This is a genomic window from Dietzia sp. PP-33 (genome assembly GCF_033790845.1).
Lineage (GTDB): Bacteria > Actinomycetota > Actinomycetes > Mycobacteriales > Mycobacteriaceae > Dietzia.
Genome location: NZ_JAMYEI010000019.1, coordinates 23,720 through 36,839 on the forward strand (window position 1 = coordinate 23,720; position 13,120 = coordinate 36,839).

Sequence of the window (13,120 nt, forward strand, 5' to 3'; positions counted from 1 at the left end):
TAGCGTGGAGCCATGACATCCGTACCGGGCCCCGAGTCGATCGACGATCTGCTCGCCCGCGTCCACGTGGTGGCCCTGCCGATGCGGGTCAGGTTCCGTGGCGTCACCGAGCGGGAGGTCGCGCTGGTCGAGGGCCCGGCGGGCTGGGGCGAGTTCGGGGCCTTCACCGAGTACGACGACCCGGAGGCCGCCCACTGGCTGCGCTCGGCGGTGGAGATGGCGTGGCAGGGTCCGCCGCCGGCGCTCCGGACGAGGGTCGCCGTCAACGCCACGGTCCCGGCGGTCGCCGCGGGAGAGGTGGCGGGCATCCTCGACCGCTTCCCCGGGTGCACCACGGTCAAGGTCAAGGTGGCCGAGAAGGGACAGCAGTTGCTCGACGACGTGGCCCGGGTCGCCGCGGTCCTGCAGGCCCGCCCCCACGCGAGGATCCGGGTGGATGCCAACGGGGCCTGGTCGGTCGCCGAGGCCGCGCACGCCGTCCGGGTCCTGGACCAGGCGGTCCGCGCCGCCGACGCCACTCGCGCGCCGGGCACCGGACCGGTCTCCCTCGACGGACAGGGGCTGGAGTACGTCGAACAGCCCTGCGCCACCGTCCCCGAGCTGGTGCAGCTGCGCGAGCGGCTGGCCGCCGACGGTGTGCACGTGGACGTGGCCGCCGACGAGTCCATCCGACGGGCCGAGGACCCTCTGCGCGTGGTGCGGGCGGGCGGGGCCGATCGCGCGGTGGTCAAGGTCGCGCCACTGGGCGGACCCCGCCGACTGCTGGCCGTGGCGGCCGAACTCGGGGTGCCCGTCACCGTCTCGAGCGCGCTGGACTCGGCGGTGGGGGTCGCGGCCGGTGTCGCGGCGGCCGCGGCGCTGCCGGGTGCGTGCCCCGGACGCGTCGGCGGGGGACATGTCGGCGGGGGACGTGTGGGCGGGGGACGTGTGGGCGCTGGAGACGGCGACGACGACGAGGCCCCCGCCGCCGGACTGGGCACCGGCGGGTTCTTCGTGGAGGACGTGGTCGAGCCCGGCGTGTTCTCGCTGGTGGACGGCTATCTCCCCGTGGTGGCGGTGTCCCCGGACCCGGCGAGGCTGGAGGGATTGCGGGCGGGCGCCGACCGGCGGGACTGGTGGCTGGACCGGATCCGCCGCTGCCACGACCTGCTGTAGGCGAACCGCTCCCGCGAGCCAGGTGACCGCTCTACCCGCCGGGCGGCCCCTGGGGCGGCATCCGCTCGCGCGCCTGCTCGCTCGGAACAACTCCGCTCCTGGCGATGCACTCGCGCGCGTACCGCGGCGCACGCCGGAGTGCATCGCCGGGAGCGGCTGTCGAAGGGGGAAGGCAAACCTCGTCGTCGTTGTCACGGACTCCCGGCGTGGCCCGCCGTTACCTCCCGGGCCGCGGCAACTGCCTCGTGCGCGGGGCGAGACCCCACTCGTGGCGGCCCAGGCGGGAGGGCGGCAGCAGGGCGCCGAAGTCGGGGAGCCCGTCGTCGGCCAGGACCTCACGGGAGATCGCCACGCTCACCACGCGGCCGAGCAGCATCGCGCTGGTGCCGAGGTCGATCACGTCGTGCCGCACGCACTCGAACGCGATCGGGGCCTGCGCCACCCGTGGCGCCGACACCGCATCGGAGGGCTCGGCGGTCAGCCCCGAGAGTGCGAACTCGTCGACCTCCGGGCCGACCGGAGCCGAGGTGGCGTTCATGACCTCCATCAGCGATTCGGTGCCGATGTTCACCACGAACTCCCCGGTCTCGACCACGTTGCGGTACGTGTCTTTCCGGCCGATCGAGGTGACTGACAGGATCGCCGGGTCGGCGCACGCCACGGTGAAGAACGAGTACGGCGCGAGGTTCGGGACCCCGTCGGCGGAGATGCTCGAGACCCAGGCGATGGGCCGGGGGGTGATCGACGCCGTGAGCAGGGCGTACAGGCCCTTGGCCGGGGGATCGTCCGGAGTGTGTATGGTGCGCATCCCCTCATTCTGCCGCCGTCCCGGGGGGAACCCGCGTGACGCCGGTCACAGCTGCTCTAGCCTGAACCGGCGAGCACGTGGCGGGTCGGGCAGGCGAGAGGGGTCGGGGACGATGGCGGAGACGACGAGGGTCCGGATCCCGCTGCGGGATCAGCTGTGGTTGCGGATGGACCGCCCCGACAACCTCATGTACATCAACTCGTTGCTGTGGTTCGCCGAGGTCCCCGACTGGGATGCGGTCACCGAGGCCATCGCCACCCGGATGGTCGAGCCCCACCCGGTGTTCCGCCGGGTCCCCGTGCGCGAGGGGCGCCGGTGGTACTGGCAGGACGATCCCGACTTCGACATCTCCAACCATCTGGCCCACAGTCGCCTCCCCACTCCGGGCGGGCGCGCGGAGGCCGAGGCGTACGTCGCCGAGCAGATGGGTGAGCCACTACCGGACGATCGCCCCATCTGGCGCGCCGAGTTCATCGAGGGCTACGTCGGCCACGAAGGCGAGCAGGAGGGGGCGCTCCTGCTGTTCCGCGTCCAGCACGGGCTGGTCGACGGCATCCGGTTGACCCAGCTGGTCCTGGGACTGTGCGACCACGACGACGACGCCCCCCTGCCCTCGGTGGGACGTGAACTCTCCTCGGGGGGAGGCGGGATCCTCGGGGCGGTCGGCAGCGCCGGCGCCGGGGTGGCCAAGGACTCGTTCGGCATCGCCCGTGGCCTCGCCGGCGCCACGATCAGGTTCCCGGTGACGCTCACGCGGCTGGCCAGGGACGTGGCGGCCCCGGGTGGGGAGCTGGCCCGGGTGCCCACGCGGGTCGTGGAGTCCCTGGCCGATCACATCAACTCGACCAACCGGACGACCAACACCTATCGCTCGGTCTTCCGCCTGCTGTTCGAGCCCAGGGCGCCCGAGTTGTCCTGGAGCGGGAGCGCCCGCGCCCGGAAGAAGGTCTCCTGGGTATCCGGGTTGGACCTCCCGGCGATCAAGCGGGTGGCCGCCGTGCATGACACCACCGTCACGCCGGTGATGATCGCGGCGGTGTCCAAGGCGCTCACCGGATACCTCGACGCCCGCGGCGACCGCCGGGTCTCCGACATCAATCTGATGGTGCCGATGTCGGTGGCGCCGGCCGGGGACGAGCTCGGGGAGGAGCTGGGTAACCACATCACGCTCATCCTCATGCGGCTGCCGCTGGGGGTCGACGACCCGCACGATCTGATCGAGGCGATCACCACGTCCATGACCCGGGTGCGTTACTCGTTCGAGCCGCACATCAACTTCGCCACCATGCTCGGCGTGGCCGTCACCCCCACCCCGGTGCAGCACGCGGTGATCGACCTGTTCGCCAACAAGACCGTCGGGCAGCTCACGTCGGTGCCCGGCCCGTCCTCCCGGGTGCGGTTCGCGGGCACCCCGGTCGACGGGATGCTCGGCTGGGTCCCGATGACCGGCGACCAGGCTCTCGGCATCTGCATCTTCAGCTACGACGGCAAGGTCTCGGTGGGCATCGCCACCGACGCGGAGCTGGTGCCGGACCCCGGCCGGGTCGCCGAGATGATCGAGGCGCAGTTCGCTACCTTCGACGGCTGGCACGACGAGGACTGACCCACCGCGGCGCCGCGTTCCGGGCTCACCACGCCGGCGCCGGGACCTCGGGGTGTGCGGCGAACCAGGCGCCGATGTAGGACATGTCGATGCCCTGGTCCTCGGCGATCAGGTCGTACATCGTCCGCCCGTCGACCGCCTCGCGGAGGATGTCGGCGTGTCCGCTGTGCCGGTTGATCTCGGTGAGGACGTGCTGCGCCACCCACCAGCCGTTGAACGGCGCCATCCCCGGCGGGAACCACGGCATCTCGGTGGGGACGGGAACAACGGCGTCCAGGTCGGCGGACCGCAGGTGGGCGAGTCCCGCGGCGTGCCGTCGGTCGAACTCGGCGAGGACCTCCTCTGCGCTCGCGTCGGGGCCCACCCGGTTGACCTCCTCGGCCCAGGCGAAGGCCTCCGGCAGCGTGCGTCCCGTCTCCACGGGGTCCGGGGCGGCGGCGGCCCGGCCGAGCCAGCCCTCGGCGACCTCACCGATGTGCAGGATGAGCAGGCCCAGCGTCAGCTCGCTCGACGGGACCGGCCGTGCGCGCAGCTGGTCCCCGGTCAGGCCGTGGACTATCGAGCGGGCGTTGATGAGCGCGTCGTCGATCCACTCGAGCAGGGTCTCGCGCTCGGTGGTCCGGGTGGCGGGGAACAGTGGCATGACGAACTCCTGGGGTGTGTCGTGGACTTGGACTTGGACTTGGACTTGGACTTGGACGTGGACGTGGACGCCGGCGTCCGCCGGCGTCCGCCGGCGTCCGCCGACGGGTCGGTGCGGGTGGGCGTACGGGTCAGCGGGTGTGGGCGTACAGGTCGCGCAGCAGGCACAGCTCCGCGCCGTGGTGGATGACCTCGCGGTGGATGTGCAGGACGAGGGTGGACATGGGGACCGCGGACCAGTGCCCCTCGGATTCCCCGACGGGGGCGGCGAGCGCGTCGGCGTCGAGCCCCCGGACCCCGTCCATCCACCCGGCATAGGTGCGGTCGAGTTGCGCGAGCCCGCCCGCGGCGTCCCCGGCGAACTCGTGGGTCATGTAGTCGTGCGGCGGTCCACCGAAGTGGGAGTGCCACCGGGCTCCGAGGACTCCGACGACGACGTGGCCGATCCGCCAGGCGATGGTCGTCAGCGGGGCGGGCCGGGGTTCGGGGTAGGCGAAGTCGATCGTGAAGTCGCCGACCCCGCCCTGCATGTCGGCGGTGCCGGTGCCCCGCGGCCGCACGCCCCAGGTCCGGGAGTCGGGCGCGGGGGAGAAGTGGTACTCCTCGTCCGTCAGTCCCTCCAGTCGCGGCCGGAGGTGGCCGTTCCAGTGGTACTCGAGTTGGTCGACGAGTTGGGCCGTCCAGTCGAGGGTGTGCGGTGCGGTCATGGCGGACTCCTGGTCTCGGAAGTGGTCTGTGCCCGTGGCGGTGGCCGGTCTGCGGGCCCCTGCCGGGGTACGGGAGCAGCCTCTCAGCCCATCAGGACAGGATCTGTCCTCTGGCGGTGGGAGACTGGCTGCGTGACCGACGACAAGACGCCCACGACCCAGCGGGTGCTGGGACTGCTCGACCTGTTGCAGCGCCGTGCGGTGTGGTCCGGACCCGAGCTCGCGGCCGAGCTCGGGGTCACCACCCGCTCGGTGCGGCGGGACGTCGACCGGCTCCGCGACCTGGGGTACCCGGTCGAATCCGAACGGGGCGCGGGCGGCGGATACCGGCTGGGCTCGGGTCGGAGACTGCCCCCGTTGCTGTTGGACGACAGGGAGGCGGTCGCCGTGGCGATCGCGCTTCGGCTGGCGGCCGGGGGAGCGGTGGCGGGCGTCGGGGAGCACGCTCTCGGTGCGCTGACCAAGCTCGACCAGGTGATGCCCTCCCGGCTGCGCGAGCGGGTCGCGGACGTCACCGAGTCGATGGTCGCGGTGCCGGGCACCGACACCCAGGTCGAGCCGGAGTTGCTCCTCGACCTGGGCCACGCCGTCCGCGGCACCGAGCAGGTGCGGCTGGACTACCGGGACCGCACCGGCCGCGACACCGAGCGTCGGGTCGAGCCCTACCGGATCGTGGTGTTGGGTCGGCGCTGGTATCTGCTGTCCTACGATCTCGACCGCGCCGACTGGCGCACGTTCCGCCTGGACCGCATCCGGGCCGTGCACCGCAGTCGCTGGCGGTTCACGCCGCGCCCGGACGTGCCCGACCCGGCCACGCACGTCCAGCACTCGGTGACCACCGCGCCGTACGCGCATCTGGCGCGCGTCGTGGTCCACGCCCCGGCCGCGGAGGTGCTCGAGTGCTTCCCGCCCACCTACGGCACCGTCACCGAGCTGCGGCCGGACGATCACCCCGACGGGCCGGCCTGCCGTCTGGAGACCGGGGCCGCCGACCTCGACGAGCTGGCCTGGTATCTGGGCAGGCTGCCGGGACCGTTCGTCGTGGAGTCGCCCGACGGCCTCCGCGAGCGCCTCGCGGTGATAGGCGGACGGATGTCGCGCGCGGCCGATGTGGTGGACCCCCCCGACTAGGCTGGAGGTGATGAACCCCAGCCAGGCCACCCCGAGCACGCCGCGCGAGAGCAATCCCAGCACAGCGCAGGCCCGCGTCGTCGTCGACGAGTTGATCCGCCACGGGATCACCGACGTGGTGCTGTGTCCCGGTTCGCGCAGCGCCCCCCTGGCGCTGGCACTCGCCGCCGCCGAGCGGACGGGTCGGGTGCGACTGCACGTGCGGATCGACGAGCGCGCGGCGGCGTTCACGGCCCTGGGGTTGGCGTCGGGCTCGAAGCGGCCGGTCCCCGTCGTCGTCACCTCCGGCACCGCCGTGGCCAATCTGCACCCCGCGATGGTCGAGGCCGCGCACTCCGGCGTGCCGATCCTGGCGCTGACCGCCAACCGCCCGCCCGAACTGCGCGGGACCGGCGCCAACCAGACCATCGACCAGGTGGGGCTGTTCGGCCCGCACGCCCGCACGGTCGTCGAGCTGGGCGCGGCCGGCGATCCCGAGGTCGAACACCGCCACTGGCGCAGTGCGATCGGCCGCGCCGTCCTCACTGCGACCGCCCCGGCCCACCCCGGTCCGGTCCAGGTCGACATCGCGTTCCGCGAACCCCTGGTGCCGGCCGAGGGCGACGAGGAGTTCGCCGTGGGCGGAGACGACCCGGACGACGACGAGGTCGGCCCCCACGGTCACCCGGGCGCACTCCCGTCCGGCCGCCCCGGCGGTCGCCCCTGGGTCCAGCGCGCGGGCGCGGCGATCGACTCCGCACCCGCCGAGTCCGCGGTGGCCGTCGACCTCACCCGCCCGACCCTGGTCGTCTCGGGCGTCGGGGCCGCTCCCGTCGCCGGGCTCGTGGGCGTCCCGACCGTCGCGGAGCCCGGGGCCCCGGTACCGCTGCACCCGGTACATCCGTTGGCGATCCCCGCGCTGCGGCCCGAGCAGGTGGTGGTGACCGGCCGGCCGACCCTGCACCGCTCGGTCACCCGGCTGCTGGCGGATCCCGAGGTGGACCTGGTGATCCTCGACGCCGGCCCCCACGCCCCCAACCCCACGGGCAGCGCCGCCGAGTTCGCCGACTCCGTCCTGACCGGGTGGGGCGTCGACGCGGCGTGGACGGCCACCACGGGGCAGGCCGACGCCCGCGCCCGTGCGGCCGTCGACCGCGTCCTGGACCGCCACCTCGAGACCGCCTCTCCCACCGGTGTGCACGTGGCCCGGGCCGTGTCCCGCGGGATGCGGGGCGGCGACAACCTGGTGGTGGGCGCCTCCAACGCGGTACGCGACCTGTCCCTCGTGGGACCGTTGGACCCCGACGTGGCCGTGTACGCCAACCGGGGCGCCTCCGGGATCGACGGCACCGTGTCCACCGCGATCGGGGTGGCGATGACGGCGCCGGGCCGGACCGTCGCGCTGCTCGGAGACCTGACCTTCCTCCACGACGTGTCGGGGCTGCTGCTGGCGCCGACGGAGAAGCGGCCCGACGACCTGACCATCGTGGTGGCCGACGACGACGGCGGCGGGATCTTCTCCCTCCTCGAACAGGGCGATCCGCGGTTGGCGACCGATTTCGAACGGGTCTTCGGCACCCCGCACGGCGCCGATCTGTCCGCACTCTGCGCAGGCTTCGGAGTGCCCTTCACCGACACCGACCCGGACGGGCTGGAGGAACTGCTGGGCGAGGTCGCCGTCGCGCACCACGACATCGTGCCCGCCGGCCTGCGGGTCGTCCGGGTGGCCACCAGCCGCGACGGCCTCCGCGAGCTGCACGGGGCCATGCGGTCCGAGGCTCTGCGGTGACGATGTCGGCCAGGCGGGCCCGCCGTTCGGCGTGGACCCGGCGGATCATCCGGGCCACCGCGGTCGTGCTCGCGGTGTTCTCGCTCCTGACGGCCGCGTTGATCCTGCTGGCCTGCTTCGTCAACGACCAGCGCATCGACAGGGACATGGGCAGCGCCACCGCCACCGTCACCGAGGTCACCGACCGCCGGGCCGCGGTGGAGTTCGACGCCGGCAGCGGCCGCCACGTCCGCCCGGTGACCGGGGTGTTCTACCCGATCGGGCTGATCGAGGGCCAGCGGGTGCAGGTCGAGTTCCGACGCGCCAACCCCGACCTCGTACGCGTCTCGGGCCGGAGCTGGACGGTCGCCGTGGTGCCCGCCCTCTCCGTCCCCGCGGTGGTCGTCCCGCTGGCCGCGCTCGCGTACGCCGCGGCGTCACCGAGGGTTCACCGGCCGACACCACGAGTTCTCCGCACCGTCCCGCGCTGATCACCGTCCGGTGGTCCGGGCGGGAGACAGTGACGGTGTGCGCGTAGCCATCGTGACCGAATCGTTCCTGCCCAGCGTCAACGGCGTCACCAACTCCGTCCTGCGGGTTCTCGAGTACGCACGGCGGAACGGACACGACTGCCTGGTGGTGGCCCCCTCCGGCAACGTGGGCCTGCGCCGGGGGGCCAGCGACGCGGTCCGGGCGCACCCGCTGGTGAGCGCCATGGCGCCCCTGCTCGGCACGCCCGGCGTACCCACCCCGGAACCGGAACACCACCTGGGCTACCCCGTGCACCGCGTCACCGCGGTCCGGGTGCCGGTGGTGTCCTCGCTGCCCGTGGGCGCACCCAGCCCGAGCGTGTACAACGCGCTCCGGCACTTCGACCCCGACGTGGTGCACCTGGCCTCGCCGTTCGTCCTCGGCGCCGCCGGCGCAGCCGCGGCCCGGGCGCTCGACATCCCCTCGGTGGCCGTCTACCAGACCGACGTCGCCGGGTTCGCGAGCTCCTACGGGATCGGCGCCATGGCCGAGGCCGCCTGGGCGTGGACGCGGGCCGTCCACTCGACCTGCGACCGCACCCTGGCCCCGTCCACCGCCGCCATGGAGGACCTGGCGACGCACGGCATCCCGCGCCTGTACCGGTGGGGCCGGGGTGTCGACACCGAGCGGTTCGCCCCCTCGCACCGCAGCCGGGCCCTGCACGAGCAGTGGTCGCCGGAGGGTCGTCCGGTCGTGGGATTCGTCGGCCGACTCGCTCCGGAGAAGCACGTCGAGCGTCTCCGGGCGCTCGCCGACCGCTCGGGCCCGGGGGGAGACCTCCAACTCGTCGTCGTCGGCGACGGCCCCGACCGACCCGCCCTCCAGTCCGCCATGCCGCACGCGGTCTTCACCGGCGAACTCCACGGCGACCGGTTGGCGCAGGCCTACGCCACGCTCGACGTGTTCTGTCACGCCGGGGAGTTCGAGACGTTCTGCCAGTCCATCCAGGAGGCGCAGGCCTCGGGCGTGCCCGTGGTGGGACCGGACCAGGGTGGACCCCGCGACCTCGTCCAGGCGGGGGTCAACGGTTATCTGCTCGACCCGCGCGGCTACGCCGCCGAGGTCTCACGCACCGTCGACCTGGTGCTGGCCGACCACACGAAGTTGGCCGCGGGCGCCCGCTCCACGGTCCTGGGCCGCACCTGGGACGCCGTCTGTGGTCAGCTGTTCGACCACTATTTCGCCGCCGGCGCGCGCCCGACGTCCGGACGGGTCGGCCTCGGGCGCGCCGTGCGTGTGGTTGCCTGAGCTGACCCGCGGGCCTGAGCCGCTCCGCCGCCGCGCGGCGGGGTAGCGTCGACGGCGTGTCCCGCGCTGATCTCGACAAGCAGCCCCGCGACGTCGCGTCGATGTTCGACGGCGTCGCGGGTCGCTACGACCTGACCAACACCATCCTCTCCGGAGGAATGGACCACGTCTGGCGTCGCCGGGCGCGATCGCTGCTCGCACCCCGACCCGGCGAGCGGATCCTGGACCTCGCCGCGGGCACCGCGGTATCGACCGTCGAGCTGGCCAGGTCCGGCGCCTGGTGCGTGGCGGCCGACTTCTCGCTCGGAATGCTGCGCGCGGGCGCCGGGCGGGACGTGCCCAAGGTCGCCGGCGACGCCATGAGGCTGCCGTTCGCCGACGAGTCCTTCGACGCGGCCACCATCAGCTTCGGACTGCGCAACGTGCAGGACACCGGCGCGGGCCTGAGGGAGATGGCGCGGGTCGTCCGGCCGGGAGGGCGCCTGGCCGTGGTGGAGTTCTCCACCCCGCTCTTCCCGCCCTTCCGTGCGGTGTACATGAACTACCTGATGCGCGCGCTACCCAGGATCGCCACGAGCGTGTCCTCGAATCCCGACGCGTACGTGTACCTGGCCGAGTCGATCCGCGACTGGCCGGACCAGCAGACCCTGCGCTCGCTCGTCGAGGCCAACGGCTGGGAGCGCTGTAGCGTCACCAACCTCACCGGCGGGATCGCCGCGATCCACATGGCCCGCCGCGCTGCCTGAACCGGACCGCCTGAACCGGACCGCCTGAACCTCCCTCTACCCGCCCTCTACCCGCTCTCTCCTCGCTCTCTCCTCGCTCTCTCCGCCACATTCCCGCAGGTGCGCTGCCCTTCGGTACGCCGTGGACGCGCTTACGCTGCGGGAATGGACCATTCCGGACGCACAAGTCGGCGGGGGACGGGAGGTCAGTCGGCGAAGAGCGGCCGGCGGTCGAGCCGGCGGGCCACCGATCCCGCCGCCCGCCAGCCACGGGCCACCACGTCGCGGTCCGAGTCCGCCACGGTGTTGGACATGCACCGCACGGCCGCGGTCATGAGCGTCTGTGAGCGCATCCCGATCGGCCCGGCCACGGGCAGGAATCGTGGGAAGGTGAGCAGCCGCGCGGCGTCCCGGGCGATCGCGAACGACTCGCCGTAGGTCCGCCGCAGCAGCTCCGGCCACGCCCGGGTCAGGTCGCCCCGGGTTCCCGGGCTCGGCCCGCCGTCACCGACGATCAGGTCCGCGAGGAGCCGGCCGCCCTCGAGCGCGTAGTCGATGCCCTCACCGTTGAGCGGGTTGACACACGCCGCGGCGTCGCCGACCGCAGCCCAGTTGCGACCGGCCACGCCGGAGACCGCGCCACCCATCGGCAGGAGCGCCGACGTCACGGCGCGGGGCTCGCCCTCCAGCTCCCAGCTCCCGCGCACACTACGGGCGTAGTGCTGCAGGAGGTCCTTGACCGCCACATTCGCCGGCCGCGACGCGGTGGCCAGGGCACCCACACCGAGGTTGACCTCGCCGTCGCCCAGCGGGAACACCCAGCCGTAGCCCGGCTGGATCACCCCGGTCTCGTCGCGGAGCTCGAGATCGGAACCGATCCACGGATGATCGTGCCGCCCCGAGCGCACGTACGAGCGGGCCGCCACGGCGTACACCGAATCCCGGTGCCAGGTCCGGCCGAGCAGTCGGCCCACCGGCGAGCGCACGCCGTCCGCGATGACGAGGGTCCGGCACGCCACGCGTTCGCCCCCGACCCGGACGGCGGTCACCTCGTCGTCGTCGCCCGTGTCGACCCCGGTCACCCGCACCCCGTCGATCACTGTCGCGCCGGCCTCGACCGCGGCCTGACGCAGCCGGTCGTCGAACACCGTGCGGCGTACCGCCGACCCGACCCCGCCGTGTTCACCCGCGGGCCACGGGACGCGACGCTCGTGGCCGAAACCCCGCAACTCGAGCCCCCGGATGGTGACCCGCTCGCGCGCCCACGAACCCAGTCCCAGCCGGTCGACCTCCCCTATCGCGCGGGGGGTCAACCCGTCGCCGCAGGTCTTGTCGCGCGGGAACTGCGCGGCGTCGAACACCGTGACCTCGCGTCCGGACCGCGCGAGCCACGTGGCGGTGGCCGAACCGGCCGGACCGCAACCCACCACGAGGACATCGGTCGAAGCGGGAAGGCGAGGCCGTGGGTCCATGCGCTCCATGGTGGCAGGTCGACGCCGGACCGGTCGCCGCCGACCTCGGCCGGGGTGGGGTGCCGCGGCCCGCGGGTGGGGACCGTAGTCTGTCGTCAGGGTCGGTCGATGCCGCCCCGCACGAGGCGACGAGGACGAATGAGGATGTCGAGCGATTCAGTGACGACCGGCACCGCGGAGACGGCGCCCGAGAACGTGGTGGCGGGCGTGGACGTCGGCGACGCGGACCTCGCGGCTCTGCTGAGAGCGCGACTCGTCGAGGTCGAGGAGCTCCTGGTGAGTCGTCTCCAGACCGGGGAGGACTTCCTCACCGAGGTCGCCCTGCACCTGGTCACCGCCGGCGGGAAGCGGTTTCGGCCCGTCGTCACCCTGCTCACCGGCCAGCTCGGTCCGGAACCCGATCACGAGCGGCTGGTCAAGGCCGCCGTGGTGTGCGAGATGATCCACCTGGCCACGCTGTACCACGACGACGTGATGGACGAGGCCGCCGTACGCCGCGGCGTCGAGTCCGCCAACAGTCGCTGGGACAACTCCACCGCGATCCTCGCCGGCGACTTCCTCTTCGCCCACTCCTCCATGCTCCTGGCGGACCTCGGCCCGGCGGCGGTGCAGCTCATCGCCCAGACCTTCGCGGAACTGGTCACCGGTCAGATGCGCGAGACGGTGGGGCCGGGCGACGGAGAACACGCCGCCAGCGCCGCGAGCCACTACCTGCGCGTGATCTGGGAGAAGACCGGGTCACTGATCGCGGCCGCCGCTCAGTTCGGTGGCGAGTACTCCGGCGCCTCCGCCGAGCAGATCGAGCGCCTGCGCCGTCTGGGCGACGCGGTGGGGATCGCGTTCCAGATCGCCGACGACATCATCGACATCGCCTCGCCGTCGTCGGACTCGGGCAAGACCCCCGGTACCGACCTGCGCGAGGGCGTGCACACGCTGCCCATGATCTACGCTCTGGAATCCGGTTCCACCGACGGCGAGCGCCTCCGCGACCTGCTGGCGCAGCCGCTGACCGACGACGCCGAGGTCGACGAGGCGCTCGGCCTGCTCCGCGTCTCCGACGGGATGCGCCGCGCGCGGGCCACGCTCGAGCAGTACGTGGGCGACGCCATGACCGAGCTCGACGCGCTGCCCGCCGGGCCCGCCAACGAGGCGCTGCGACGGCTGGTGCGGTTCACCGTCGACCGCGTCAGCTGACCGCCCGCCCGGGCATCCGCTCCCGCGCCTGCACACCCGCCCAGCGCTCAGCTGGCATCTGCTCCCGCGCCTGCACACCCGTCCAGCGCTCAGCTGGCATCCGCTCCCGCGCCTGCACACCCATACGGAATCCGCTCCTGTCGATGAACTCGCGCGC

General features: G+C 73.2%; 12 protein-coding genes. 8 read left to right on the forward strand and 4 right to left on the reverse strand.

Going from position 1 to position 13,120, the window contains the following annotated elements; all coding sequences use genetic code 11:
• Positions 1–12: 12 nt before the first annotated feature.
• Positions 13–1,155, forward strand: coding sequence for an o-succinylbenzoate synthase (locus NJE57_RS19645; RefSeq protein WP_319030172.1), 1,143 nt, complete (start codon positions 13–15; stop codon positions 1,153–1,155).
• Positions 1,156–1,372: 217 nt separating this feature from the next.
• Here the strand turns inward: NJE57_RS19645 and NJE57_RS19650 are convergent, their stop codons facing one another.
• Complete coding sequence (locus NJE57_RS19650) at positions 1,373–1,963, reverse strand: flavin reductase family protein (RefSeq protein ID WP_319030173.1); 591 nt, start codon at positions 1,961–1,963, stop codon at positions 1,373–1,375.
• 112 nt (positions 1,964–2,075) lie between these two features.
• Here NJE57_RS19650 and NJE57_RS19655 point away from each other — a divergent pair, with 112 nt between their 5' ends.
• Positions 2,076–3,566 (forward strand): WS/DGAT domain-containing protein, encoded by a 1,491-nt coding sequence (locus NJE57_RS19655; RefSeq protein ID WP_319030174.1) that lies wholly within the window; start codon positions 2,076–2,078, stop codon positions 3,564–3,566.
• A 25-nt stretch (positions 3,567–3,591) separates the two neighbouring features.
• On the opposite strand, the gene NJE57_RS19660 is transcribed toward NJE57_RS19655, so the two are convergent.
• Both NJE57_RS19660 and NJE57_RS19665 read right to left on the reverse strand, forming a co-directional pair.
• The gene (locus tag NJE57_RS19660) at positions 3,592–4,209 is read right to left on the reverse strand and encodes a DUF664 domain-containing protein (RefSeq protein ID WP_319030175.1); all 618 of its coding nucleotides are present in this window, start codon (positions 4,207–4,209) and stop codon (positions 3,592–3,594) included.
• A gap of 130 nt (positions 4,210–4,339) precedes the next feature.
• Complete coding sequence (locus NJE57_RS19665) at positions 4,340–4,915, reverse strand: DinB family protein (RefSeq protein ID WP_319030176.1); 576 nt, start codon at positions 4,913–4,915, stop codon at positions 4,340–4,342.
• Between the two features lie 132 nt (positions 4,916–5,047).
• Here NJE57_RS19665 and NJE57_RS19670 point away from each other — a divergent pair, with 132 nt between their 5' ends.
• The 5 genes from NJE57_RS19670 to NJE57_RS19690 are packed head-to-tail and all read left to right on the forward strand — an operon-like array spanning position 5,048 to position 10,318.
• On the forward strand, positions 5,048–6,046 hold the full coding sequence (locus NJE57_RS19670) for a YafY family protein (RefSeq protein ID WP_319030177.1): 999 nt from the start codon (positions 5,048–5,050) through the stop codon (positions 6,044–6,046).
• A gap of 10 nt (positions 6,047–6,056) precedes the next feature.
• On the forward strand, positions 6,057–7,814 hold the full coding sequence (gene menD, locus NJE57_RS19675; RefSeq protein ID WP_319030178.1) for a 2-succinyl-5-enolpyruvyl-6-hydroxy-3-cyclohexene-1-carboxylic-acid synthase: 1,758 nt from the start codon (positions 6,057–6,059) through the stop codon (positions 7,812–7,814).
• 2 nt (positions 7,815–7,816) lie between these two features.
• The gene (locus tag NJE57_RS19680; protein WP_319030184.1) at positions 7,817–8,284 is read left to right on the forward strand and encodes a DUF3592 domain-containing protein; all 468 of its coding nucleotides are present in this window, start codon (positions 7,817–7,819) and stop codon (positions 8,282–8,284) included.
• Between the two features lie 37 nt (positions 8,285–8,321).
• Positions 8,322–9,572, forward strand: a complete 1,251-nt coding sequence (locus tag NJE57_RS19685; protein WP_319030179.1) for a glycosyltransferase family 1 protein — start codon at positions 8,322–8,324, stop codon at positions 9,570–9,572.
• A gap of 56 nt (positions 9,573–9,628) precedes the next feature.
• On the forward strand, positions 9,629–10,318 hold the full coding sequence (locus tag NJE57_RS19690) for a demethylmenaquinone methyltransferase (protein ID WP_319030180.1): 690 nt from the start codon (positions 9,629–9,631) through the stop codon (positions 10,316–10,318).
• 185 nt (positions 10,319–10,503) lie between these two features.
• On the opposite strand, the gene NJE57_RS19695 is transcribed toward NJE57_RS19690, so the two are convergent.
• Positions 10,504–11,769, reverse strand: a complete 1,266-nt coding sequence (locus tag NJE57_RS19695) for a geranylgeranyl reductase family protein (RefSeq protein WP_413464447.1) — start codon at positions 11,767–11,769, stop codon at positions 10,504–10,506.
• A gap of 138 nt (positions 11,770–11,907) precedes the next feature.
• Between NJE57_RS19695 and NJE57_RS19700 the strand changes: the two genes are divergently transcribed.
• Positions 11,908–12,963, forward strand: a complete 1,056-nt coding sequence (locus NJE57_RS19700; protein ID WP_413464448.1) for a polyprenyl synthetase family protein — start codon at positions 11,908–11,910, stop codon at positions 12,961–12,963.
• Positions 12,964–13,120: the final 157 nt, after the last annotated feature.